Origin of the sequence: Pseudomonas sp. B392_1p (assembly GCF_052245235.1) — a bacterium.
In the GTDB taxonomy this organism is placed as follows: Bacteria; Pseudomonadota; Gammaproteobacteria; order Pseudomonadales; family Pseudomonadaceae; genus Serpens; species Serpens gallinarum.
Genome location: NZ_JBQPXM010000014.1, coordinates 97788 through 123888 on the forward strand (window position 1 = coordinate 97788; position 26101 = coordinate 123888).

Consider the following 26101-nt stretch of genomic DNA (forward strand, 5'->3'; position numbering starts at 1 on the left):
AATAGCCAACTCCCACGGGCTCCCGAAGGGATCCGCGCAGAAGCTGTAGTAAGACGGGAGCGCAGTCTACCCGAATCGGTTTGGCAGCTCAAACCTCGATCATCGCCAATCGGGCGCGTGCCAAATCAATTCGCCCGTCCCTGCGGCTTCGGGCCGCCACTGCGGCAAATTGCCTACGGCAAGCAACTCTTCCCCTTGGTAGAGCAGTGGCAAACGGTTGCGCACGAAGGCCGGAATATTGCTTTCGTTGAGCAAACGTTTGAGATCACGCCGCCCGCGTCCCGACAAGTGGATGCGTTCGCCACCGCGCCGATACGCTAGACGCAATGCGCCGCCCGGTAATTCACCTGACCAATGGACCGCACCATTGCCCGGCAAGACCACGGGCGTCGTCCCGGCAAACGGCGGCAGCGCGACCGGCTCAGTCAACCAGTCGCCGCTCAACCACCACAGCCGCCCTTCGGCCCGACGCAGCTCGCCATCGGCGAGACGCCAGAGCGGCATCGCATCGTCAGCAGCTTCGCGCAGACTGCGCCAACCCGCCCAATGGTCGGTGTCAGGCAGTCGGGTCAGCGGCGCCAGCCAATGGCGCAAAGCGTTACGTTGGCGGGCATCGGACAGCTGCAGAAGCGGCGCCAGGCTCAGTGACGGTAGAGCCAGCCAGGCAAAGGGCGCCGGCGTGCTGGCCGGTGCCAGATCCTGCATCGCCAGCTCGCCCAGCAATTGCTGCGCTTCTGCCATGTGCATCGCGCTGCGCGCCAGACTCTGCGCAGCCTGCGGCCATTGCTGGGTAAGCACTGGCCAGACGTCATGGCGCAGAAAATTGCGGGCGTACGCCGTGTCACGGTTGGACGGGTCCTCGACCCAGGACAATTCATGTTCGCGAGCATAATGTTCCAGTTCGGCACGCGACACGCTCAAGAGTGGCCTCACCAACTGGCCACGTCCCAAGGCACGACTGGTCGGCATGGCGGCCAGGCCACGTACCCCAGCTCCCCGCAGTAGGCGGAACAACAGGGTTTCGGCCTGATCGTCGCGGTGCTGGGCAGTGACCACCACCTCGCCTTCACCCAGGCCGGTTGCGAGCGCCCCATAGCGCGCCCGGCGCGCCGCCTGCTCAATGCTGGCGCCGGGCGGGACCTCCACCCTGACAACTTGCAACGGCACTCTCAGCTGCGCGCAGAACGCCTGGCAATGTTCCGGCCAGGCGTCGGCCACCGGTTGCAGACCGTGGTGGATATGGATGGCAGTCAGTGGCGGGAGCGCATGCTGCCGATTCAGGCGAGCCAGCAGATGCAACAGCACAGTGGAATCCAGGCCGCCAGAAAACGCCACGCGCCAGGCCGGCGCATTGCACCAAGGCGACAGTATGTCGAGCAGGCGGGATTCAAGCGACATAGGCGCAGCCTCAAACGGCTGGTAAAAGCTGGGGCGCCTGAAGGGTCAACTCCAAGGCCCCGCGATGGATCGATAGAGCACGACCCACCTTGATTCTAAAACGGGCTTCAGGCGATACCGTAGCTCATCAAACGCTCGTAACGGCGCGCCAGCAAAGCATCTGTATCCAATCCCTGCAGCATGTCCAGTTGCGCAATGAGGCTGGCGCGCAGGCTTTGCGCCATGGCGGCCGGGTTGCGGTGGGCGCCGCCCAGCGGCTCCTTGATCACCTCGTCCACGATACCCAGATCGCGTAAGCGCTCGGCGGTGATGCCCATGGCTTCAGCCGCCTCCGGGGCCTTTTCGGCGGTACGCCAGAGAATCGAGGCACAACCTTCCGGGGAAATAACCGCGTAGGTGGAATACTGCAGCATGTTGAGGTTGTCGCACACGCCGATGGCCAGTGCTCCGCCGGAACCGCCCTCACCCACTACGGTCGCGATGATCGGGGTTTTCAGGCGAGCCATGACGCGCAGGTTCCAGGCAATCGCTTCGCTCTGGCCGCGTTCTTCGGCATCGATGCCCGGATAGGCACCCGGGGTATCGATGAACGTCAGGATCGGCATCTTGAAGCGCTCGGCCATTTCCATCAGGCGGCAGGCTTTGCGGTAGCCTTCAGGGCGCGGCATGCCGAAGTTGCGGCGCACCTTCTCGCGTACATCGCGGCCTTTCTGATGGCCAATAACCATTACCGGCTTGTCGTCCAGGCGAGCAACGCCACCGACCAGGGCCGGGTCATCGGAGAAATGGCGATCGCCATGCAGTTCATCGAACTCGGTGAACAGGTGCTCGACGTAATCGAGGGTATAGGGGCGTTTCGGATGACGAGCCAGTTGCGCGATCTGCCAGCTGGTCAGGTTGCCGAAGATGCTTTCGGTAAGCGCATGGCTCTTATCCTGCAGGCGAGCAATTTCATCGCCAATATTCAGCGCGTTGTCATTGCCCACCAAGCGCAGTTCTTCGATCTTGGCCTGTAGGTCGGCGATCGGCTGTTCGAAATCCAGGAAATTCGGGTTCATAAATCATCCGTCTTGTTTCGACGGCCAAGCGGCCGGGCGGCTATTCGATATGGCGCCTTACCTTACGGGATCAGGCGCCCACGGTCGAGGCTGGCATGCGTACGCTTAGTAAGCGCCGCTTGCTAGCGGTAGTGCAGGAAGACGTTGTCGCGCCCGAACTGGTCACGCAACGCTTGAATCAAGTTGTCGGTCGGGTCGATCCGCCAGTCCGGGCCGAACTCTAGCAAGGCGCGTGCCTGACTGCCGGTGTACTCAACGGTTATCGGGCAAGCACCGCGATTGCGGCCGCACACATCGGCCAGCCAGCGCAAGCGATGGCCGTGCAGCGCTTCGGTCGTCACCTTGAGCCGCAGGCTCTCGGCCAGACCGGTGCGCGCCTCTTCCAGGCTCATGACCCGCTTGGCGCGCAAGCGCAACCCGCCGGAGAAGTCGTCATTGCTGACCTCGCCCTCCACCACCACCAGGGTATCGGTCTGCAACAAGGCCTGGTTACTGGCGAAGGCATCGGCGAACAACGAGGCTTCAATACGTCCCGAACGGTCATCCAGGGTAATGAACCCCATCTTGTCGCCCTTCTTATTCTTCATCACGCGCAGGTTGACGATCAGTCCGGCAACGGTCTGGGTGTCGCGGGCCGGCTTCAGCTCGACAATCCGCTGACGGGCGAAACGACGAACCTCCCCTTCGTATTCATCGATCGGGTGACCGGTCAGATACAACCCCAGGGTTTCCTTCTCACCGCGCAAGCGTTCCTTGAGCGACAGCTCTTTCGCAGCGCGGTGATTGGCATAGACGTCCGCCTCGGGCTCGGCGAACAGGCCACCGAACAGGTCCATATGACCACTGTCGAGGCTGCGCGCGGTTTGCTCAGCGGCGTGGATGGCTTCCTCCATGGCCGCCATCAATACCGCACGGTTGCGGTCCACACCCGCCTGATAGGATTTGGGGTCGGCCGAGAAAAACGGCCCCAGGCGATCCAATGCGCCACTGCGAACCAGGGCTTCCAAGGTGCGTTTGTTGATGCGCTTGAGGTCTATCCGTGCGCAGAAGTCGAACAGGTCCTTGAAAGCACCACCCGCCGCACGGCATTCAGCAATCGCTTCCACCGGACCCTCGCCAACGCCCTTGATCGCTCCCAGGCCATAGATGATGCGGCCATCATCACCGACAGTGAACTTGAATTCGGAGTGGTTCACATCTGGCGCGTCGATGCGCAGCTTCATGTGCCGGCATTCTTCGATCAGCGTCACCACCTTGTCGGTGTTGTGCATATCCGCTGACAGCACGGCAGCCATGAACGGCGCCGGGTAATGGGCTTTCAGCCAGGCCGTTTGGTAAGACACCAGACCGTAGGCCGCCGAGTGCGATTTGTTGAAGCCATAACCGGCGAATTTCTCCACCAGATCGAAGATGTTGCCTGCCAACTCGGCGTCGATGCCGTTATTGGCGCAACCTTCGATAAAGCCGCCGCGCTGCTTGGCCATCTCCTCGGGCTTTTTCTTGCCCATGGCGCGGCGCAGCATGTCGGCGCCGCCGAGGGTATAGCCGGCCATGACCTGGGCGATCTGCATCACCTGTTCCTGATACAGGATGATGCCGTAGGTCGGCTTGAGCACCGGCTCCAGCCCCGCGTACTGATAGTCCTGATGCGGATAGGAAATGGCTTCGCGACCGTGTTTACGGTTGATGAAGTCATCCACCATGCCCGACTGCAGCGGGCCGGGGCGGAACAGTGCCACCAAGGCAATCATGTCTTCCAGGCAGTCCGGCTTGAGCTTCTTGATCAGCTCCTTCATGCCGCGCGATTCGAGCTGAAACACGGCCGTGGTTTCGGCCTTCTGCAGCATCTCGAAGGTTTTCTTGTCATCCAGCGGGATGAAGTCGATGTTCAGCGGCTCCAGACCCTGCTTGGCCTGTTCGCGGTTGATCGTCTCCATCGCCCATTTGATGATGGTCAGCGTGCGCAGGCCGAGGAAGTCGAACTTGACCAGGCCCGCGGACTCCACGTCGTCCTTGTCGAACTGGGTGACCAGCCCGCCGCCTTCGGCATCGCAGGCAATCGGTGAAAAATCGGTGAGTTTGGTCGGCGCGATGACCACCCCCCCGGCGTGCTTGCCAGTGCCCCGGGTAATGCCCTCGAGCTTGAGCGACATTTCCCAGATTTCCGCCGCTTCCTCGTCCACCTTGAGGAAATCGCGCAGCGGCTCTTCCATCTCATAGGCTTTTTCCAGGGTCATGCCGACTTCGAAGGGAATCATCTTCGACAGTCGATCAGCCAGGCCATAGGACTTGCCCTGGGCGCGCGCCACGTCGCGCACCACCGCCTTGGCGGCCATGGTGCCGAACGTGATGATCTGGCTCACGGCGTTGCGGCCATAGGCATCGGCCACGTACTCAATCACCCGGTCGCGACCGTCCATGCAGAAGTCGACGTCGAAGTCGGGCATGGATACCCGTTCCGGATTGAGGAATCGCTCGAACAGCAGGTCGTAGGCCAGCGGGTCGAGGTCGGTGATCTTCAGCACGTAGGCGACCAGGCTGCCCGCACCCGACCCACGGCCGGGACCAACCGGCACGCCGTTGTTCTTCGCCCATTTGATGAAGTCCATCACGATCAGGAAGTAGCCGGGGAAGCCCATCTGGATGATGGTGCCCAGCTCGAACTCCAGACGGTCGATATAGACTTGCTTCTTCGCCGCGTAATCCGGGGTCTCCGGCGGCAGCAGCACCGCCAGGCGTTCTTCCAGCCCCTCGTAGGACACATGGCGCAGGTAATCGCCGATGGTCATGCCTTCCGGTACAGGGAAGTCCGGCAGGAAGTGCGTGCCCAGCTGCACATCGATGTTGCAGCGCTTGGCAATCTCAACGGTGTTTTCCAGCGCTTCGGGCAGGTCCGAAAACAGCTCCCACATTTCCTCGGGGCTTTTCAGGTATTGCTGGTCGGAATAGGTGCGCGGTCGCCGCGGGTCGTCCAGCGTACGGCCTTCACCAATGCACACGCGGGTTTCGTGGGCGGCGAAATCCTCCTGGTAGAGGAAGCGCACATCGTTGGTCGCCACCAGCGGCGCACCGCAGCGGTCCGCCAAGGCCACCGCAGCGTGCAGGTATTCTTCGTCGTTGACCCGGTTGGTGCGCTGCACTTCGAGGTAGAAGCGCTGCGGGAACACCGCCTGCCATTCCGCGAGCAAGGCGGCGGCAAAGGCTTCGTCCCCGTTGAGCAACGCCTGGCCAATCTCCCCTTCCTTGGCGCCGGACAGGGCAATCAACCCATCCGCGGCATCCTTGACCCACGCACGCTCAATAATGATCTGCTCATTGCGCTGCCCTTCTGTCCAGCCGCGCGAAACCAGCTCTGTCAGGTTGCGATAACCTTTGGCATCCATGACCAGCAGCGTCATACGGGTGAGCGGGCCGTCCTCGTCGCGTCCGGCCAGCCAGATATCGGCCCCGCAGATCGGCTTGATTCCAGCCCCTTGGGCGGCCTTGTAGAACTTCACCAGCGAGCACATGTTGCTCTGATCGGTGACCGCCACTGCGGGCATCCCCGCCCCGGCCGCCGCCTTGACCAGCGGCTTGACCCGCACCAGTCCGTCGACCAGGGAAAACTCGGTGTGCAGGCGCAGGTGAACGAAGGAAACAGGCATGGACGACCTTACGATGACGACGACAAGCGGGGGATTGTAACGGAAAGCACAGACTGCAAGGCGCAGCCTGCCCGAAAAGCGGACCATGTGCACAGCGCGTCACGGTGCCGCCAAGACTCCGGATAAAGCTCGTGGCGACGCGGGCGTTAGGGCGCCAGTACGCTCTCTGCCATGACCGTGACGATCGCCTCCTCACGCAATTCCAGTAGATTGCGCACCGGCGCAAAGGAGCGTCGATGAATGATCGTCGGACCGAGGCGTTGCAAGGCTTCGAGGTGGCCTGGGGTGGGATAGCCTTTGTGGCTCGCCAGGCCGTAGCCCGGATAAATCAGATCCAGCGCCTGCAGTTCCCGATCACGGCTGACCTTGGCAAGAATCGAGGCTGCAGCGATTGCTGGCACACTGGCATCGCCTTGGACCACCGGTGCGCTGGGCACCGCCAGTTTCGGGCAGCGATTGCCGTCGATCAGCGCCAGTTTCGGCGTGACCGACAGGCCTTCCACAGCTCGCTGCATGGCCAGCATGGTGGCGTGCAGGATATTGAGGCGATCAATCTCATCCACCTCGGCGCGTGCAATGCACCAGGCCAGCGCCTTCTCCTGAATCTCCTCAAACAGCTCATCGCGTCGAGTTTCGGTAAGCTTTTTGGAGTCATTGAGCCCTTCGATAGGGCGCGCGGGATCAAGGATTACCGCCGCCGTCACCACTGGGCCACACAACGGCCCGCGGCCGACTTCATCGACCCCGGCAACCAGTTCTTCGACCAGGCTGAAATCCAGACCCAGTTGCATCAGCGTGCCTCCCCGACCAACTCCAAGATCGCCTCGGCAGCCTGACGGGACGCATTGCGCCGCAAAGCGCGGTGAATCTGATCGAAGCCATCGGTTTGCGCATGGCCATCGACGATCAGCGGCGCCAGGGTCTGGGCCAGCGTATCGGGCGTAGCGGCCTCCTGGATCAACTCGGGGACCAACAAGCGCTGGGCGAGTAGATTCGGTAGGGAAATATACGGGCTTTTCACCAGACGCTGGAGAATCCGATAGGTTAGCGGCGCCACCTTGTAGGCCACCACCATGGGACGCTTGTAGAGCAGGGCTTCCAGCGTTGCCGTACCAGAAGCGATCAACACCACATCACAGGCCGCCAGGGCCAAGTGAGAGTTTCCATCGAGCAAGCTGAGCGGCAGATCACGACTGGCCAGCATGCTCTCCAGCTGGGCACGCCGTTCGGCATTGGCGCAGGGCAGGACGAAATGCACATCCGGTCGCAGGCTGCGCAGGCGCTCGGCCGCATCCAGGAACAACGTCCCCAGCTTGGCCACCTCGCCTCCACGACTGCCCGGCATCAACGCAACCACTGCGCCCTGGGCGGGCAGGTGCAGCGTCTCGCGAGCGGCCAAACGGTCGGCGTCAAGGGGAATGTCGTCAGCCAGCGGATGTCCGACGAAGCGCACCGGCACATCATGTTCGGTATAAAACTGTGCTTCGAAGGGAAACAGCGTCAACATCAGATCGCAGGCCTTACGGATCTTCAGCACGCGTTTTTGTCGCCAGGCCCAGACCGAGGGACTGACGTAATGTACCGTTTTGATGCCCGCCTGACGCAGTTTCAGCTCGACATCCAGGTTGAAGTCAGGCGCATCAATGCCTATGAACACGTCGGGCTTGGCGGCGACCAGCTCGGCAATCAATTGCTTGCGGCGCTTGAGGAGTTCGGGCAGCCGGCCGAGCACTTCGACCAGCCCCATGACAGCCAGACGCTCCATGGGAAAGATAGAATCCAGCCCCTCACGCGTCATTAGCGGGCCGCCCACCCCGATAAACTCCACCTCGGGATGGCGCGCCTTGAGTGCCCGCATCAGGCCTGAGCCAAGAATATCGCCAGAGGCTTCACCCGCCACCAGCGCGACTCGCAATTTGCTATCACGCATGGGCTTAGCGGGTAATGCCGCGGGTGGAGTGACGAATCGAATCGCAAAACAGCGCCACTTCCGGGTGGCGAGCCGCCGGCTCGCTCAGCTCGGCCATTGCCTGCTCCACCGTCAAGCCCTGGCGGTACACCACCTTATAGGCGCGACGCAGGGCCTGGATGGCCTCATCGGAAAAGCCACGGCGGCGCATGCCTTCGAAGTTCATGCTGCGCGCCTCGGCCGGATTCCCAAACACCGTGACAAAAGCCGGCACATCCTTGCCAATAGCAGTGCCCATCCCGGAAAAGCTATGGGCACCGATGTGGCAGAACTGATGCACTAGGGTATATCCAGACAGAATTGCCCAGTCGTCCATGATCACGTGCCCGGCGAGCGCCGTGTTATTGACCAGAATGCAGTGGTTGCCAATGACGCAATCGTGACCGATATGCGCATAGGCCATGATCAGGTTGTGATCACCGATGGTGGTCTCGGAGCGGTCCTGGACAGTACCACGGTGAATCGTCACACCTTCACGAATCACGTTGTGATCGCCAATCACCAGGCGCGTCGGTTCCCCCTTGTATTTCAGGTCCGGGGTGTCTTCACCGATGGTTGAAAACTGGAAGATCCGGTTCTGCTTGCCGATCCGCGTTGGCCCCTTGAGCACGACGTGGGAGCCGATGACCGTTCCCTCGCCGATTTCTACATCCGGGCCAATAATCGACCAGGGCCCCACCACCACATCAGCGGCCAATCTGGCGCTCGGATCGATGATTGCGCGCGGGTCGATTTCACTCATAGCTTGCGTTCCGCACAAATGATTTCAGCCGAGCATACAGGCTTGCCGTCGACCGAGGCCTCACAGGCGAACTTCCAGATGCCGCGCTTGGAGCTGAGAAAACGCGCTTCGAGAATCAGTTGGTCACCCGGCACCACCGGCTGGCGGAATCGCAGCTTGTCGGAACCAACAAAGTAATACAGGGTGCCATCGCTCGGCTTGGCATCCATCATCTTGAAACCGAGCAGGCCGGCTGCCTGCGCCATGGCCTCGATGATCAAGACACCCGGCATGATCGGATGCTGGGGAAAATGACCATTGAAAAAAGGCTCGTTGACAGTGACATTCTTGTAGGCACGAATGCTCTGGTTTTCCACATCGAGCGTTACCACGCGATCCACCAACAGAAACGGGTAACGGTGTGGCAGGTATTCGCGAATTTCGTTGATGTCCATCATGTATAAAAGAGCCTTACAAAACAAAAAAAGGGATGCAGTAAACGTTAAGCTTCAGATGAGGCATCCCCGTCTGGGGTCACTGCCGCCAGACGCTTTTCCAATTGCTGCAAACGGCGCGCCATGTCATCAAGCTGGCGAATGCGCGCGGCGCTCTTGCGCCAATCCGCAGCGGTCTGCATGGCCGTACCCGAGGAGTAGGAGCCGGGTTCGGTGATCGAACGCGTCACCATGGTCATCCCGGTAACGAACACGTTGTCGCACACCTCAATGTGCCCAACCATGCCAACGCCGCCCGCGATCATGCAGTGACTGCCGATCTTGGTGCTGCCGGAAATGCCGCAGCAGCCGGCCATTGCTGTGTGGTCACCGATCTGTACGTTGTGGGCAATCATGATCTGGTTATCGAGTTTCACACCGAGACCAATCTGGGTATCGGCCAGGGCACCGCGGTCTATAGTCGTATTCGCGCCAATTTCCACGTCGTCGCCGATCGTTACGCCGCCGATCTGGGCGATTTTCTGCCAGACACCTTTCTCATTGGCAAAACCGAAGCCTTCGCCACCGATCACTGCACCTGACTGAATGACCACCCGCCGACCAATGGTCACGTCGTGATACAGGGTGACGCGTGGTGCAAGCCATCCGCCCTCGCCGACACTCGACCGTGCGCCGATGAAACAGTGCGCACCGATACTCACGTCAGCACCGATACGCGCGCCGCTTTCAATCACCACATAGGCGCCGATACTGGCGCTCGGGTCGATCTGCGCATCCTCGGCCACCACTGCACTCGGATGGATGCCGGGCGGTGCCTTGGGCTTGCGGTCGAACAGATGAGACAGCTCGGCATAGGCGAGATAGGGATTGGCAACGATCAGCGCATCGCCCTGGTACCCTTCGGCATCCGCGGCGGTCAGCAAGACTGCCGCAGCCTGGGTCTGCGCGAGGTATTTTCGATACTGCGGGTTGGCCAGGAAACTGAGCTGCTCCGGACCGGCATCCTGCAGGGTGGCCAGGCCATAGATCGATTTGTCAGTGGCGCCACGTACGGCGGCGCCCAGACGGTCGGCGAGTTCGCCGAGAGTGAACACAATAGACTTCATATTCAACGCAACTGATTCATACGCTCAATAACTTGACGGGTGATATCGAACTGCGGCTTCACTTCAACCACCGAACCGCGTTCGAGCACCAAATCGTAATTGCCTTTCTTGAGGACTTCTTCGACAGCCTTGTCGAGCTTCGGCTTGAGCTGCTGCAGCATGTCACGATCCGCAGCGGCCTTGGACTCGTTCAGTTCCTTGGACTGGAACTGGAAGTCCCGTGCCTTCTGCTTGAAATCCAACTCCAGACGCTCACGCTCGGCAGTGGCCAGCTTGTCGCCTTCCTTTACCAGACGATCCTGAATGCGTTTGGCATCGCCTTCGAGGGTCTTGAGCTTATTCAGCTGCGGGCCGTATTTCTTTTCAGCATCCTCTGCGTAGCGCTTGGCGGCATCGGATTCAAGCAGCGCCATCTGATAGTTCAAAACAGCAATCTTCATTTCAGCGAACGCCGGCGCCGCCAGAAGGGCGGTGGCGATCACAACCAATTGGGTCAACTTACGCACGGTGCACTCCAGGGTAGTAGTCAAGCTATTGCTAGGAATTAAAACGTCTGGCCTAGGGAGAACTGGAAGATCTGGGTATCGGCGTCTTCCGGTTCCTTAATCGGTTTGGCCAGGCTGAAGCTCAATGGCCCCATGGCGGTGATCCAGGTCAGCCCCACACCGACCGAACTGGCCAGGTTGTTGAAATCGATATCGCAACTTTCATAACGCGCCTCGCGCGCTGCGCTGCACTGGGTATCGAAGACGTTACCCACGTCCCAGAACAGCGAGGTGCGCAGCGAGCGCTGGTCCTTGACGAATGGCAAGGGGAACAGCAGCTCAACGCCGCCTTGGATCAGCACGTTGCCACCGAAAGGTAGTGGGTCCTGATCCGGGTCGGTAAAGCGCCCAAACTGGTCGTACAAGGGATTTCCATTGGCATCAAAAGCCACTGCGTTAGCTCGTGTGATCAGACTCGGCGTACTCCGCGGCCCCAAGCTGCCATCCTCGAAACCGCGCACCGAGTTGAAGCCCCCGGCGTAATAGTTCTCGTAGAAGGGCAATCCGTCGCTATTGCCAAAACCATCGCCAAAACCGAGCTGCGTATGGAACCGCAGGCTGTACTGATCGCCCAGCGGCTTGAAGATCTGGCCACGGTAATCGATCTTGTAGAACGACAGGTCGCTGCCCGGCAGGGTAATTTCCGCGGAGAGGCTTTGTGAGTGTCCGCGCGTAGCCAGTACGCCACGGTTCAACGCCGACTGCGACCAACCGATCGAGGCCTTGTAGTTGGTATAGGAATCGCCTTCCGAATCGATGAAATCGACGATTTCATCCACCGTGTAGCTACCCGTTTCGATTTCGTCCTGCTGCGCACTCAAGCCGTAGCTCAGACGTGAATATTCGCTGATCGGGTAGCCAAAATTGATACCCAGGCCATAACTGTTTACCGAGTAGCTGGAGACGCTGTAGTCCAGCTCATCATAGTCAGTCTTGCGATAGAAGGCGTTGTAACCCAGGCTGACGCCGTCCTCGGTCCAGTACGGATCAAGGAAGCTGAAGTTGTAGCGCTCCTGGTACTCGCTACGCGTCAAACCGAAGCTGACGCGGTTACCGGTACCTAGGAAGTTGTTCTGGCTGATAGAGGCACCCAGGATCAGACCGGCGTTCTGAGCGAAGCCGATGCTGGCCATGATCGAACCCGAGGGCTGCTCCTCGACGCTGTAGTTCACATCAATCTGGTCGTCGGTGCCAGGCACCTGCGGAGTTTCAACGTTGACCTCGCGGAAAAAGCCCAGGCGCTCCAGACGCGTCTTGGATTGGTCGATCAGATAAGTCGAGGCCCAGCCGCCTTCCATCTGGCGCATCTCACGGCGCAGCACTTCATCCTCGGTCTTGGTGTTGCCGCGAAAGTTGATGCGATTCACGTACGCGCGCTTGCCCGGATCGACGACAAAGGTCACGGTGACCGTATTGTCTTCATCGTGAGCTTCCGGCACTCCATTGACGTTGGCAAAGGTATAACCTTCATTGCCCAGGCGACGGGTCAGCAATTCGGACGTGGTGGTCATCACCTTGCGCGAAAACACCTGGCCTTTCTGAACCAGCAACAAGGCGCGGATTTCTGACTCCGGGACTTTCAGATCACCCGACAAGCGCACGTCGCGGATGCTGTACTTCTTGCCTTCATCAATATTGACGGTGATGTAAACATGCTTCTTATCAGGCGTGATGGACACCTGGGTCGAGGAAATATCCATGTTGATGTAGCCGCGATCCAGGTACCAGGAACGCAAACGCTCCAGGTCACCGGAGAGCTTTTCCCGCGCATATTTGTCGTTGTTCTTGAAGAATGAAGACCAACTGCTGGTCTTGAGCTCGAACAGATCGGTCAGCTCTTCATCAGAAAACACGCTATTGCCGACGATATTGATGTGGCGAATGGATGCAACACTGCCTTCATTGATATCGATCTTCAAGGCAACGCGGTTGCGCGGTTGCGGCACGACTTCAGTCTTGATTTCAGCCGAGTAACGCCCCTGGGACACATATTGGCGTTGTAGCTCGTTGCGCACACCCTCGAGCGTGGCGCGCTGGAAAATCTCACCTTCAGCCAGTCCGGACTGCTGCAGTCCCTTGAGCAGGTCGTCGGTGCCAATGGCCTTGTTACCGACGATTTCGATACCCGAGATCGAGGGGCGCTCCACCAGATCGATCACCAGCACGTTGCCGTCACGGCCAAGCTGGATGTCCTGAAAAAAACCGGTCTTGAACAGCTCGCGAGTCGCTTCCACCAGACGGCGATCATCCACCTGATCACCCACGTTCAACGGCAAGGCACCGAAGACACTCCCGGCCGAGACGCGTTGCAGGCCATTAACCCGGATATCGTTAATGGTGAAAGAGTCAGCGTGGACCTCGGCGATCATGAGCGCGGCAAGCACCGCTGGTAGCAAGCGTTTCATGAAGTCCTTTTTATTTGACTGATGAAGATCGGCCTCGAGGGCGGATCCGGAATTCAGCGACGCGTTACAGCCTGCCCAAATCATTGAACAGCGCCAGCAACATCACCCCAATGACCAAACTGATGCCTATCTGCATGCCCCAGGCCTGGACTCGCTCCGGCAGCGGTTTGCCCCGTACCCATTCGCACAGGTAGAACAAGAGGTGACCGCCGTCCAGAACCGGGATCGGCAACAGGTTGAGAACGCCCAGGCTAATGCTCAGATAAGCGAGAAAATTGAGGAAGTCCGCTATCCCGGACTGGGCCGAAGTGCCGGCCACTTTAGCAATCGTTATCGGCCCACTCAAGTTTTTTACCGAGAGCTCACCGAAGAGCATTTTCTTCAGTGAATCAAGGGTCAGCAGGCTCATGGTCCATGTGCGCTGCATGCTTTGCAGAACAGCCTCAACGGGACCATAACTAATTTCGCGCAGCATATCGTCTGGCCAGTCGATGGCTGTGGCTCCTGCACCCAGATAGCCCACACGAGCCTCCTCTTCGCCACGGCTGGCCAGCGTCACCTTGATCGGCTGTACACGGCCATCGCGCTCCACGCTGAACACGACTGACTGACCGGGGCGCTGGCGCACGGCATCAACCAACTGCTGCCAGTCATCCACCTTGACGTCATCGATAGCCACCAACGTGTCACCGTTGCGCAGCCCTGCCGCAACGGCCGGCCCCTGCGGGTCCAGTTGCGCAAGCACAGCAGGTACCCGTGGCCGCCAGGGCCGCACACCCAGCGCGGACAACGGATCAGGCTCTTCGACCCCCCTCTGCCAGGCCGCCAGGTTCAGCGCATAGTTGCGCTCGATACTGCCACCCGGTTCGCGCACACGGATATCCAGCGTGCCGGTTTCCCCCAGTCGGCGAATCAGTTGCAGATTGACTGCGCCCCAGCCGATGGTACTGCGGCCGTCCACGGCAAGAATTTCCTGGCCCGCCTGTAGGCCGGCCTCGGCAGCCAGACTGTGCGGGGCCACGTGACCGATTACAGGACGTACCTGCTGCGACCCGATCATGGCCAATAGCCAGAAGAACAGCAGGGCAAGCAGGAAGTTGGCAATCGGCCCGGCAGAAACGATGGCGATGCGCTGACGCACCGTCTTGCGATTGAATGCTTGCTCGAGCATCGCGCCTGGCACAGGTGCTTCACGCTCGTCGAGCATCTTCACGTAGCCGCCCAGGGGAATGGCGGCAATCACAAACTCGGTCCCCTGGCGGTCATGCCAGCGTACCAGTGGAGTACCGAAACCGACGGAAAAACGCAGGACTTTCACGCCGCAGCGGCGCGCCACCCAGAAGTGGCCAAACTCGTGGAACGTCACCAATACGCCCAAGGCGACCAGGGTGCCCACGATCATATAAACAGCACTCATCGAAATCCTCCGCAGCAAGTCCCTGCTTCAATGCCTGGGCGCTTCCTGCCCATTCAACAACCGTGCTGTCGCAACCAGCCCTGGACCAATTCACGGGCTCGACTGTCAGCCCGAAGTACCGCCTGCAGCGCTTCGACCGACACAACCGCTTCGGCGTTCAATACGAACTCGATAATAGTCGCGATCTCGGTAAAACGGATACGCCGTTCGAGAAACGCCGCGACCGCCATCTCATTGGCGGCGTTAAGCATGGCCGGTGCACTGCCACCCGTTTCCGCAGCCTGGCGCGCCAGGCGCAAGCAGGGGAAACGCTGTTCGTCAGGCGCCTGGAAATCCAGCCGGGCGATTTTGAACAGATCCAACGCCGACACACCTGCATCGATCCGCTCCGGCCAGGCCAGCGCATGGGCGATAGGTGTTCGCATGTCCGGGTTTCCGAGCTGCGCCAGCACCGAGCCATCCACATAATCGACCAGCGAATGAATCACGCTCTGTGGGTGAATCACCACTTCAACCTGCGCAGGCCGGGCGTCGAACAACCAGCAGGCCTCGATCAACTCAAGCCCCTTGTTCATCATGCTCGCCGAATCCACGGAGATCTTGCGCCCCATGGACCAGTTCGGATGCTTGCAGGCTTGCTCAGGGGTGACATCAGCCAAGGCCGACACCGGCATTTCGCGAAACGGCCCACCAGACGCGGTGAGCAAGATGCGCCTTACCCCGACAGCCGACAGCCCACGACCGAAATCGCGCGGCAGGCTCTGGAAAATTGCATTGTGCTCACTGTCGATCGGCAGCAACACAGCGTTGTGCTCGCGAACCGCCTGCATGAACAGTGCGCCTGACATTACCAGCGCTTCCTTATTGGCCAACAGCACCCGCTTGCCAGCCCTGACGGCTGCCAGCGTGGGCTGCAAGCCCGCGGCACCGACAATCGCCGCCATCACTGCATCCACGTCCGGATGTGAAGCCACTGCGCACAACCCGGCCTCACCCGCCAGCACGTCGGTTTTCAGTCCAGCCAGACGCAGACGTGACTGAAGCTCACGCGCAGCCGCCTCATCGGCTGCCACTGCAAACTGCGGGCAGTGACGCACACACAACGCCTCGAGCTCGGCCAACCGGGAAAAACCGGTCAAGGCGAAGACTTCGTAGCGTTGAGGATGTCGCGCCAAGACATCCAAGGTGCTGAGGCCAATGGAACCGGTCGCACCCAGAACAGTTATCTGTTGCGGTTTCACAAGCTGCCCCAACCGGCCAGCCAGAGCAGTACCGCGAATACCGGTATGGCTGCGGTCAGGCTGTCGATGCGATCCAGCACGCCGCCGTGACCGGGGAGCAGATTGCTGCTGTCCTTAAGTCCAGCCTGGCGCTTGAACATGCTTTCTGTCAGATCACCGACAACGGAGATCAGCACGACCACCGCCGCACCAGCTATCGCGATCAGCAGCGCAGAACCTGACCAGTCACGGGACAGGCCTACCGCCAGCGTGACCAGCAGGCTGGCTGCCAGGCCACCGAACACGCCTTCCCAGCTCTTGCCAGGACTGACCTGCGGCGCCAATTTGTTTTTGCCGAAGCGCCGCCCGCTGAAATAGGCACCGATATCCGCAACCCAGACCAACACCATCACGGCAAGGATGAGGCCATTGGCCTCAGGCCATTGCTTGAACAGCATCAATCCCTGCCAGGCAGGCAAGAGAATCAATAGCCCGATCAGCAGCCGCACCGGCAGTGCCCGCCAAGCGGCCGCACTGCGTGGATAATTGAGCACGGCGGCGACCGCTACCAGCCACCACGCAACACCCAGCAGTAACACCGGCGCCGCCAGAATTGGAAAGCGGTGCAGCCAACCGAGCAAAATGGCGACTATCAAGGCGTAGGCAAGACGCTGCGACTGACCGTGCAGGCCTGCCAGACGCGCCCACTCCCATCCCCCCAGTACCACTACCGCCCCAATGAACAGGGCGAAGGCAACGCCTTCCAGCAGAAAAAAGCCTGCCAGGGCAACGGGCAGCAAGATCAGCGCGGTGATAATCCGTTGTTTCAACATCAGCGATGCGACTCCGCAGCCACTTGCTCGCAGGTCTTGCCGAAGCGGCGTTGGCGAGTGGCGAAATTGGCCAGCGCCTTGCGCATGGCCTCGTGTTTGAAATCCGGCCAGTACAGATCGGAAAAATAGAGCTCGCTATAGGCGAGTTGCCAGAGCAGGAAATTGCTGATGCGATGTTCGCCGCCCGTGCGGATGCACAGGTCCGGCAGAGGCAGATCACCTGTGGTCAGGACGCTTTGCAACATCGGGGCCGTTATCTCCTCGGCGCGCAGCTCACCGGCTTGCACTTGGGTAGCCAATTGCTGCACGGCTTGAACGATATCCCACTGACCGCCGTAATTGGCCGCGATCTGGAGCACGAAGCGGCGATGCCCGGCGGTGAGTTCTTCTGCCTCGCGCATGGCTGCCTGCAACTCCGGATGGAAGCGCGAGCGATCACCGATAATGCGCAGCCGGATGTCGTTCTCATTGAGCTTTTTCGCCTCACGACGCAATGCACTCAAGAACAGCTCCATCAGCGCACTCACCTCATCGGCGGGGCGCTGCCAGTTTTCACTGGAGAAGGCGAACAGCGTCAAGACCTCGACGCCCGACTCGACGCACACCTCAATGGCGGCACGCACCGCACTTACGCCGGCCTTGTGACCGGCGACACCAGGCAACAGGCGTTTCTTTGCCCAGCGGTTATTCCCATCCATGATGATTGCCACATGCCGAGGCACAATCCCCGGCGAGGCGTCCTGTTTCTTCATGTTCATGCGGTTGCCTGCCCGGCTTAAACGGCCATCAGGTCGGTTTCCTTGGCTTCCAGGGCCTTTTCGATCTCACCCACAAACTTGTCGGTCAGTTTCTGCACATCATCGGCAGCACGGCGCTCCTCGTCTTCGCTGATTTCCTTTTCCTTGACCAGATCCTTGAGCTGAGCCAGCGCATCGCGACGGATATTGCGCACCGCCACACGGGCGTTTTCAGCTTCGGAGCGCGCCTGCTTGGTGAAACCCTTGCGGGTTTCCTCGGTCAGCGCCGGCATCGGTACGCGGATGGTCGTCCCAGAAGTAGCCGGATTGAGGCCCAGATCCGAAGTCATGATGGCCTTTTCCACAGCCTGGATCATGCCCTTGTCGAATACCGACAATGCAAGGGTGCGAGAATCCTCGACGGTCACGTTGGCGATCTGGCGCAGCGGGGTATCGCTGCCGTAATAGGACACCATGACGCTGTCCAGAATGCTTGGATGAGCACGCCCGGTACGAATCTTGGCGAATGCGCCTTGCAGAGATTCCAGGCTTTTCTGCATACGCTCCTGCGCGTCTTGCTTGATGTCGTTGATCATTCGTTCGACTCCTCGATCAGGGTTCCTTCGGCGCCACCCAGAACAATGTTCAGCAGGGCACCCGGCTTGTTCATGTTGAAAACCCGCAGCGGCATCTTGTGGTCGCGGCACAGGCAAATAGCGGTCAGGTCCATCACACCCAGCTTGCGATCCAGCACGCCATCATAGGTCAGGCGCTCGAATTTTTCGGCGTTCGGGTCCTTGAATGGATCGGCAGTGTACACGCCATCCACCTTGGTCGCCTTGAGCACTACATCGGCACTGACTTCAATCGCGCGCAGGCAAGCGGCCGAGTCGGTGGTGAAGAAAGGATTGCCGGTGCCCGCGGCGAAAATCACCACTTCACCGGTCTTCAGATGGCGCATGGCCTTGCGACGGTCATAATGGTCCGTCACACCGACCATGGAGATAGCCGACATCACCAGCGCAGGGATATTCGAGCGTTCCAGCGCATCACGCATGGCCAGCGCGTTCATCACCGTGGCCAGCATGCCCATGTGGTCACCGGTGACACGATCCATCCCGGCCGCGGAAAGTGCAGCACCGCGGAACAGGTTGCCACCGCCAATCACCAGGCCGACTTGCACGCCGATGCCAACCAGTTGGCCGACTTCCAGCGCCATTCGATCAAGCACCTTGGGGTCGATGCCGAAATCTTCCGACCCCATCAGGGCTTCGCCGCTAAGTTTGAGCAGAATGCGTTTATAGCGAGGTTGCTGACCACTCACCTGCTGAGCCATTGCGAGTCTCTCCTGCGGCGTAATTCAAATTCACAGGCCTGTGCCTGCATAGTTGCGCTGTATCAGCGCCTGTCTATAAAGGGGTAACACCCCGGGGCCGACAAACAAATTCACTGGCCCTGCTTTGACGAAGAGGCCGCACGCGTGAGCGGGCAGCCTCTTCGGAACTACAGCATTTGAAGCGCGCCTGTCTTACTGCTTGCTGGCAGCAACCTGGGCGGCTACTTCGGCAGCAAAGTCGACTTCAGCCTTCTCGATACCTTCGCCTACTTCGAAACGCACGAAGGATACGACTTCGGCACCGGCCTTCTTGGCCAACGCACCGACTTTGACTTCCGGATCCTTGACGAACGGCTGCTCGACCAGGCTGGCTTCAGCGAGGAACTTGCTGATGCGGCCCTTGATCATGTTCTCGACGATATTTTCCGGCTTGCCGGCAATCTTGTCGGCGTTCAGCGCCAGGAAAATTTCCTTTTCCTTGGCCACGGCTTCTTCGGAAACCTGATCCGGAGTGACGAACTGCGGGTTGCTGGCCGCAACGTGCATGGCAATTTCACGAGCCAGTTCGCTGTCACCACCCTTGAGGGTGACCAGTACGCCAATGCGATGGCCGTGCAGGTAGGCACCGACTACATCACCTTCGGTGCGGGTCAGGCGACGGATGTTGACGTTTTCGCCACACTTGGCAACCAGGGCTTCGCGAGCCGGCTCCATGTCGGCGATCAGCGGAGCAGCATCGCTGTAACCCGCGGCGAACGCTTTTTCGACGCTCTGTGCGACAAACGCCTTGAAATCTTCCTGCAGGGCCAGGAAGTCAGTCTGCGAGTTGACTTCGATGATCACGGCAGACTTGCCATCATCAGCAACCTTGACTGCGATGGAACCTTCGGCGGCGATGTTGCCAGCCTTCTTGGCAGCCTTGATGGCACCAGCGGCGCGCATGTCGTCGATGGCCTTTTCGATATCGCCACCGGCAGCGGTCAGGGCCTTCTTGCAATCCATCATGCCTTGGCCAGTACGCTCACGCAGTTCTTTGACCAGGGCTGCAGTAATCTCTGCCATGTTAGCAATCCTCTAAAAAGGGTTTCAACCAGATGCCCGGCAGGCCGGACACTCAATTCGGAAGTGGCAAAAAGGGGGCTTCGCCCCCTTTTTGCTCAACGGGTCACGCCAAAGCGCTTCGTGCTCAGCCTGCGGCGGCTTCGGAAGCGGACTCTTCGACGAACTCTTCAACACCACCGGCATTCTTGCCACGCAGTACAGCGTCGGCGAAGGCGCCCAGGTACAGCTGAACGGCGCGAATGGCGTCGTCGTTACCCGGGATAACGTAGTCAACGCCTTCCGGGCTGCTGTTGGTATCGACAATGCCGATTACCGGAATGCCCAGCTTGTTGGCTTCGCTGATAGCGATACGCTCGTGATCAACGTCAACCACGAACAATGCATCAGGCAGACCGCCCATATCCTTGATACCACCGATGCTGCGATCCAGTTTTTCCAGATCACGGGTGCGCATCAGGGCTTCTTTCTTGGTCAGCTTGTCGAAAGTACCGTCCTGGGACTGGGTTTCCAGCTCGCGGAGGCGCTTGATCGATACACGGATGGTCTTGTAGTTGGTCAGCATGCCGCCCAGCCAGCGGTGATCGACATACGGCATACCGCAACGGCTAGCTTCTTCACGAACGATCTTGCCAGCGGAACGCTTGGTGCCAACGAACAGAATCTTGTTTTTGCCCGAAGACAGCTTTTCGACGAAGCTCAAGGCTTCGTTGAACATCGGCAAGGTTTTTTCCAGGTTGATGATGTGGATCTTGTTGCGCGCGCCGAAAATGAACTTGCCCATTTTCGGGTTCCAGTAACGGGTCTGGTGGCCGAAGTGCACACCGGCCTTCAGCATGTCGCGCATAGTGACTTGAGACATTTCAATTCCTCGATAAGTCGGGTTAGGCCTCCACGCATCCCGATTTCCAACCCTTGCGGGCACCCAGAAAACCGTGTCGATACGTGTGTGGATTAAGGTCGCTGACAGGCACTGCCCGTCGAGCGGCGCGTTTTATAGCATAAAAGCGGATCACAAGCTACAGGCCAGTGTAGTCCCTTGCAGCGCCGCGTCGCCCGTCCTTAGTCGCTTTGGTTTATCATTTGCCTTCCCTTTTTGTCTTGCGCCCTACGCGCCGAAGAGTATTCCCATGAGTGTTTCCATCAAGACTCCCGAAGAAATCGCAAAAATGCGCGTCGCTGGCCGCCTGGCCGCCGAGGTGCTGGAAATGATCGAAGAACATGTCAAAGCCGGCATCACCACCGATGAACTCGACCGCATCTGCCATGACTACATCGTCAATGTTCAACAGGCCATTCCTGCGCCACTGAACTACCACGGCTTTCCAAAATCGATCTGCACGTCGATCAACCACGTGGTCTGCCACGGCATCCCGAATGACAAGCCGCTCAAGGATGGCGACATCATCAATATCGACATCACCGTGATCAAGGATGGCTACCACGGCGACACCAGCAAGATGTTCCTGATCGGCAAAACGCCGGAGTGGGCTGATCGCCTGTGCAAGATCACCCAGGAATGCTTGTATAAAGGCATTGAACTCGTACGGCCCGGCACCCGCCTGGGCGATATCGGCGAAGTGATTCAGAAGCACGCAGAAAAAAATGGCTTCTCCATCGTGCGCGAGTATTGCGGGCACGGTATTGGTGCAATTTTTCATGAAGAGCCGCAAGTCTTGCACTATGGGCGTGCAGGCACCGGCCTGGAGTTGCAGGAAGGCATGACGTTCACCATCGAACCCATGCTCAACCAGGGTCGCCCGGAAACCCGCACCCTGGGCGACGGCTGGACCGCCATCACCAAGGATCGCAAGCTGTCCGCACAATGGGAGCACACCATCCTGTGCACCGCCGACGGCTACGAGATCCTCACCCTGCGCAAGGATGACACCATCGCACACACATCGGCCTGAATCCTGCTAGCGCCGAGCCCCCATGTTGCACTAACAAGGCCGCAGCCATGCCCCAGGTGGATCCCGAACTGTTCGACCCCGGTCAATTCCAGGCCGAACTGGCGCTCAAAAGCAGCCCTATCTCAGCCTTCAAGAAGGCCATTGGCCGCGCTCGCACCGTGCTCGACAAGCGCTTCACCGAAGGCCGCGATATTCGCCGCCTGGTCGAGGACCGCGCCTGGTTCGTCGACCAGATCCTGCGTCGCGCATGGAACCGCTTCCCCTGGAGCCAGAATGCCGACATCGCCCTCGTGGCGGTCGGCGGCTACGGTCGTGGCGAACTGCATCCCTATTCGGATATCGACCTGCTGATCCTGCTGGCCGACAACGATCACGAACTGTTTCGCGAATCCATTGAGGGTTTCCTTACCCTGCTCTGGGACATTGGCCTGGAAGTTGGCCACAGCGCTCGCTCACTGGATGAGTGTGGCATCGAGGCGCGCGCAGACCTGACTGTGATCACCAACCTGATGGAAAGTCGCACCATCGCCGGCCCTGAGCACCTGCGCCTGCACATGCAGACCCTCATCAGCCCACAACAGATGTGGCCGAGCGAAGAATTCTTCGTGGCCAAGCGCCAGGAACTGCGTAAGCGCCACGCGAAATACAACGACACCGAATACAACCTGGAACCCAACGTCAAAGGCTCGCCGGGCGGGTTGCGTGACATCCAGACCATCCTGTGGATCGCCCGCCGGCAGTTCGGGACGCTGAACCTGCACGCCATGCTCAGCCAGGGTTTTTTGTTGGAAAGCGAATACAACATGCTCGCACATGCCCAGGAATTTCTCTGGAAAGTGCGTTACGCCCTGCACATGCTCGCCGGCCGCGCCGAAGACCGCCTACTGTTCGACCATCAACGCAAGATCGCCGGCCTGCTGGGTTTCATCGACGATGACATCAAGCTGGGGGTCGAACGCTTCATGCAGAAGTACTACCGCATCGTGATGGGCGTTGCCGAACTCAACGACCTGATCAAACAGCATTTTGAAGAGGTCATCCTCAGTCATCCCGACAGCGCGCCACCCTACCAGTTGAATAACCGCTTCCAGGTACGCGACGGCTATCTGGAAGTAACCCATGATCAAGTTTTCAAGCGTACGCCGTTCGCCCTACTGGAAATCTTCGTGCTGCTTGCCCAGCACTCGGAAATCAAGGGCGTGCGGGCCGACACCATTCGCCAACTGCGCGATCATCGCTACCTGATTGATGATGAGTTCCGCCAGGACATTCGCAACACCAGCCTGTTCATTGAGCTGTTCAAATCCAGCCAGGGCATCCACCGCAATCTGCGACGCATGAACCGCTACGGCATTCTTGGCCGCTACCTGCCGGAGTTCGGCCTGGTTGTGGGCCAGATGCAGCACGACCTGTTCCACATCTATACGGTCGACGCCCACACCCTCAACCTGATCAAGCACCTGCGCAAATTCAAATGGCCAGAGCTTGCCGACAAGTTCCCCCTGGCCAGCCTCCTGATCGATCAGCTGCCCAAACCCGAACTGATCTATATCGCCGGGTTGTATCACGACATCGGCAAGGGCCGTGGCGGCGATCACTCGGAAGTCGGCGCCGCCGACGCGCAAGCCTTTTGCGCCCGCCATCAGCTACCGCCCTGGGACAGCCGTCTGATCGTCTGGCTGGTGCGCAACCACCTGGCCATGTCCAGCACCGCGCAGCGCAAAGACTTGTCCGACCCCCAGGTGATCAACGATTTCGCCCAACTGGTTGGCGACCGTACCCGCCTGGACTATCTCTACGTCCTGACCGTGGCCGATATAAATGCCACCAACCCGTCGCTATGGAATTCCTGGCGAGCCAGCCTGCTGCGCCAGCTGTACGAGGAAACCAAGCGCGCACTGAACCGCGGCCTGGAAAACCCTTTGGATCGCGAGGAGCTGATTTGCGCAACCCAAAGCGCCGCACTCGACCTTCTGGCGCAACGCGGGATTGACCCGGATGCCGCCGAACAGCTATGGGCCCAACTGGGCGACGATTACTTCCTGCGCCACACTGCCAGCGACATTGCCTGGCACACCGAGGCAATCATTCAGCACCCCAACGGCAGCGATCCACTGGTACTCATGCGCGAGACTGCCCAGCGCGGAGTCGAAGGCGCCACGCAGATCTTCATCTACGCCCCCGATCAGCATGACTTTTTTGCCGTCACCGTGGCAGCTATGGCCCAGCTCAACCTGAGCATTCACGACGCCCGCATCATTACCTCAAGCAGCCAATTTACCCTGGACACCTACATTGTTCTGGACGGTGATGGCGAACGCCTGCTCGACAAGCCCGAGCGCGTCGAGCGGATCCGCAACGGCCTGATCGAGGCCCTGAAGAGTCCCGATGACTATCCGGCAATCATCCAGCGCCGTATCAGCCGCCAGCAGAAGCATTTCGCCTTCGCCCCGCAAGTCACCATCCACAATGATGCCCAGCGCCCGGTTACTGTCCTCGAATTGATCGCCCCTGACCGCCCCGGCCTGTTGGCGCGCATTGGCAAAATCTTCCTCGATTTCGACCTGTCGCTGCAAAACGCCAAGATCACCACGCTAGGCGAGCGGGTCGAGGACGTCTTCTTTGTCACCGACGCCAATCACCAACCCCTGTCCGACCCGGAATTCTGTGCGCGCCTGCAACAGGCCATCGTCGAGCAACTGACCGTGGACGGGGCGCCAAACCTCGATCTCAACCGCATCAGCATCTGATCTACCCACCGCCGCCTTCGGACGCCACCTGCCTGCCGCAGCTCGCAGGCGGAGCCCGGGGGCCCGAGCCCCGGAAAACCCATGAATCCATCCCTGAACCTGCTGCAACCCTACCCCTTCGAGAAGCTCCGCAGACTGCTGTCCGACGTGCAGCCGCCCGCTGACAAGACGCACATCGCCCTGTCCATCGGTGAACCCAAGCACAGCTCGCCGAGCTTCGTCGCCGAAACGCTGAGCGCCAACCTTGCGCACCTGTCGAGCTACCCGACGACACTGGGCATTGCCGCCTTGCGCGAAGCCATTACCCGATGGTGTGCAGGTCGCTTCCGGGTGCCTTCCGGCTGGCTTGATCCGGCTCGACACGTGCTCCCGGTCAGCGGCACCCGCGAGGCGTTGTTTTCTTTCGTGCAGGCGGTTTTCGACCGCGAGCGCGGCGGCCTGGTTATGAGCCCAAACCCGTTTTATCAAATCTATGAGGGCGCCGCCCTGCTCGCCGGCGCCACGCCGCATTACCTTCCCTGTTTGGCGCAGAACAACTTCATCCCTGATTTCGACGCAGTGACCCCTGACACCTGGCAACGCACTCAGATCCTGTTTCTCTGCTCGCCCGGCAATCCGACCGGCGCCCTGCTGCCATTGGACACTTTGAACAAACTGATTCATCTGGCCGATGAGCACGACTTCGTCATCGCCGCCGACGAATGCTACAGCGAGCTGTATTTCGACGAGCAAAACCCGCCCGCCGGGCTGCTGACCGCTTGCGCTGAACTGGGTCGTCACGATTTCAAGCGCTGCGTGGTGTTTCACAGCCTATCCAAGCGCTCCAATCTGCCGGGATTGCGCTCCGGTTTCGTGGCCGGTGATGCCGAGATCCTCAAAGCCTTCTTGCTGTATCGCACCTACCACGGCTGCGCCCTGCCGGTACAGACACAGCACGCCAGTGTCGCCGCCTGGAACGATGAAGTGCATGTACGTGCCAATCGCAGCCTGTATCGGGAAAAATTCGATGCGGTGCTGGAGATCCTCGCCCCCGCACTGGATGTGCGTCGTCCGGACGGCGGCTTCTATCTGTGGGCAGGCACTTCCATGAACGAGCAAGCCTTCACCCGCGACCTGTTCGCTCAGCAGCATGTCACGGTGATACCCGGCACCTACCTGTCGCGTGAAGTGGATGATGTAAACCCTGGCAGTAACCGGATACGCATGGCCTTGGTCGCACCACTGGCAGAATGCGTGGAAGCCGCCGAGCGTATCCGCACTTTCGTCGAGTCACGCTGAGCAGCCCACGTGGCCCCACAACAGCGTTGCGGGGCCGACGTGACATCAACCAATCAAGCCGTTCTGTGACGCTGATTCAGTGAGCGATATGCCAGGGATAAAAAGACAGGCAAAACAAAAGGGCCACCACAAGGGTGACCCTTAAATCCCACAAAAGGCGTGGGCAAGAAAATGGCGTCCCCTAGGGGACTCGAACCCCTGTTACCGCCGTGAAAGGGCGGTGTCCTAGGCCACTAGACGAAGGGGACGAAACCTTC

General features: G+C 59.8%; 21 protein-coding genes and 1 tRNA gene. 3 read left to right on the forward strand and 19 right to left on the reverse strand.

Annotated elements, in window-relative coordinates:
• Positions 1-99: 99 nt before the first annotated feature.
• From tilS to rpsB, 18 genes are all read right to left on the reverse strand, one after another.
• Positions 100-1398 (reverse strand): tRNA lysidine(34) synthetase TilS, encoded by a 1299-nt coding sequence (gene tilS, locus ACTV8E_RS18065; protein WP_251837165.1) that lies wholly within the window; start codon positions 1396-1398, stop codon positions 100-102.
• 107 nt (positions 1399-1505) lie between these two features.
• Entirely contained in the window at positions 1506-2456 is a 951-nt protein-coding gene (locus tag ACTV8E_RS18070; protein WP_251837166.1) for an acetyl-CoA carboxylase carboxyltransferase subunit alpha, read from the reverse strand.
• 122 nt (positions 2457-2578) lie between these two features.
• Positions 2579-6100 (reverse strand): DNA polymerase III subunit alpha, encoded by a 3522-nt coding sequence (gene dnaE / locus ACTV8E_RS18075; RefSeq protein ID WP_443200391.1) that lies wholly within the window; start codon positions 6098-6100, stop codon positions 2579-2581.
• Between the two features lie 146 nt (positions 6101-6246).
• Positions 6247-6891, reverse strand: a complete 645-nt coding sequence (gene rnhB / locus ACTV8E_RS18080) for a ribonuclease HII (RefSeq protein ID WP_443200392.1) — start codon at positions 6889-6891, stop codon at positions 6247-6249.
• On the reverse strand, positions 6891-8030 hold the full coding sequence (gene lpxB / locus ACTV8E_RS18085) for a lipid-A-disaccharide synthase (protein WP_251837169.1): 1140 nt from the start codon (positions 8028-8030) through the stop codon (positions 6891-6893). The genes rnhB and lpxB overlap by 1 nt, the downstream gene beginning before the upstream one ends.
• A gap of 4 nt (positions 8031-8034) precedes the next feature.
• Complete coding sequence (gene lpxA, locus ACTV8E_RS18090; protein WP_443200393.1) at positions 8035-8811, reverse strand: acyl-ACP--UDP-N-acetylglucosamine O-acyltransferase; 777 nt, start codon at positions 8809-8811, stop codon at positions 8035-8037.
• The gene (gene fabZ, locus ACTV8E_RS18095) at positions 8808-9248 is read right to left on the reverse strand and encodes a 3-hydroxyacyl-ACP dehydratase FabZ (RefSeq protein ID WP_251837171.1); all 441 of its coding nucleotides are present in this window, start codon (positions 9246-9248) and stop codon (positions 8808-8810) included. The genes lpxA and fabZ overlap by 4 nt, the downstream gene beginning before the upstream one ends.
• 44 nt (positions 9249-9292) lie before the next feature.
• Positions 9293-10351 carry a UDP-3-O-(3-hydroxymyristoyl)glucosamine N-acyltransferase gene (gene lpxD / locus ACTV8E_RS18100; RefSeq protein ID WP_251837172.1) on the reverse strand — a complete coding sequence of 353 codons (1059 nt, stop codon included), beginning with the start codon at positions 10349-10351 and terminating at the stop codon, positions 9293-9295.
• A gap of 2 nt (positions 10352-10353) precedes the next feature.
• Positions 10354-10857, reverse strand: coding sequence for an OmpH family outer membrane protein (locus ACTV8E_RS18105; RefSeq protein ID WP_251837173.1), 504 nt, complete (start codon positions 10855-10857; stop codon positions 10354-10356).
• A 38-nt stretch (positions 10858-10895) separates the two neighbouring features.
• The gene (gene bamA, locus ACTV8E_RS18110; protein ID WP_251837174.1) at positions 10896-13301 is read right to left on the reverse strand and encodes an outer membrane protein assembly factor BamA; all 2406 of its coding nucleotides are present in this window, start codon (positions 13299-13301) and stop codon (positions 10896-10898) included.
• Positions 13302-13365: 64 nt separating this feature from the next.
• On the reverse strand, positions 13366-14718 hold the full coding sequence (gene rseP / locus ACTV8E_RS18115) for a sigma E protease regulator RseP (RefSeq protein WP_443200394.1): 1353 nt from the start codon (positions 14716-14718) through the stop codon (positions 13366-13368).
• 53 nt (positions 14719-14771) lie between these two features.
• Positions 14772-15959 (reverse strand): 1-deoxy-D-xylulose-5-phosphate reductoisomerase, encoded by a 1188-nt coding sequence (gene ispC / locus ACTV8E_RS18120; RefSeq protein ID WP_443200395.1) that lies wholly within the window; start codon positions 15957-15959, stop codon positions 14772-14774.
• Positions 15956-16771 (reverse strand): phosphatidate cytidylyltransferase, encoded by an 816-nt coding sequence (locus ACTV8E_RS18125; RefSeq protein WP_443200396.1) that lies wholly within the window; start codon positions 16769-16771, stop codon positions 15956-15958. Before ACTV8E_RS18125 ends, ispC begins: the two co-directional genes overlap by 4 nt.
• Positions 16771-17529 (reverse strand): polyprenyl diphosphate synthase, encoded by a 759-nt coding sequence (gene uppS / locus ACTV8E_RS18130; RefSeq protein ID WP_443200397.1) that lies wholly within the window; start codon positions 17527-17529, stop codon positions 16771-16773. The genes ACTV8E_RS18125 and uppS overlap by 1 nt, the downstream gene beginning before the upstream one ends.
• 17 nt (positions 17530-17546) lie before the next feature.
• Positions 17547-18104: a ribosome recycling factor gene (gene frr, locus ACTV8E_RS18135; RefSeq protein ID WP_251837178.1), complete on the reverse strand. Its 558-nt coding sequence runs from the start codon at positions 18102-18104 to the stop codon at positions 17547-17549.
• Entirely contained in the window at positions 18101-18844 is a 744-nt protein-coding gene (gene pyrH / locus ACTV8E_RS18140; protein ID WP_251837179.1) for a UMP kinase, read from the reverse strand. Before pyrH ends, frr begins: the two co-directional genes overlap by 4 nt.
• 192 nt (positions 18845-19036) lie before the next feature.
• Complete coding sequence (gene tsf / locus ACTV8E_RS18145) at positions 19037-19906, reverse strand: translation elongation factor Ts (protein WP_251837180.1); 870 nt, start codon at positions 19904-19906, stop codon at positions 19037-19039.
• Between the two features lie 124 nt (positions 19907-20030).
• Positions 20031-20765: a 30S ribosomal protein S2 gene (gene rpsB / locus ACTV8E_RS18150; RefSeq protein ID WP_251837181.1), complete on the reverse strand. Its 735-nt coding sequence runs from the start codon at positions 20763-20765 to the stop codon at positions 20031-20033.
• Positions 20766-21033: 268 nt separating this feature from the next.
• Between rpsB and map the strand changes: the two genes are divergently transcribed.
• The 3 genes from map to dapC all read left to right on the forward strand — a co-directional run bounded on the left by map (position 21034) and on the right by dapC (position 25844).
• Positions 21034-21816: a type I methionyl aminopeptidase gene (gene map / locus ACTV8E_RS18155; protein WP_251837182.1), complete on the forward strand. Its 783-nt coding sequence runs from the start codon at positions 21034-21036 to the stop codon at positions 21814-21816.
• A gap of 47 nt (positions 21817-21863) precedes the next feature.
• Positions 21864-24566 (forward strand): [protein-PII] uridylyltransferase, encoded by a 2703-nt coding sequence (locus ACTV8E_RS18160; RefSeq protein ID WP_251837183.1) that lies wholly within the window; start codon positions 21864-21866, stop codon positions 24564-24566.
• An 81-nt stretch (positions 24567-24647) separates the two neighbouring features.
• Positions 24648-25844, forward strand: a complete 1197-nt coding sequence (gene dapC, locus ACTV8E_RS18165; protein WP_251837184.1) for a succinyldiaminopimelate transaminase — start codon at positions 24648-24650, stop codon at positions 25842-25844.
• Between the two features lie 172 nt (positions 25845-26016).
• Here the strand turns inward: dapC and ACTV8E_RS18170 are convergent.
• A tRNA-Glu gene (locus ACTV8E_RS18170) sits at positions 26017-26092 on the reverse strand.
• Positions 26093-26101 lie beyond the last annotated feature (9 nt).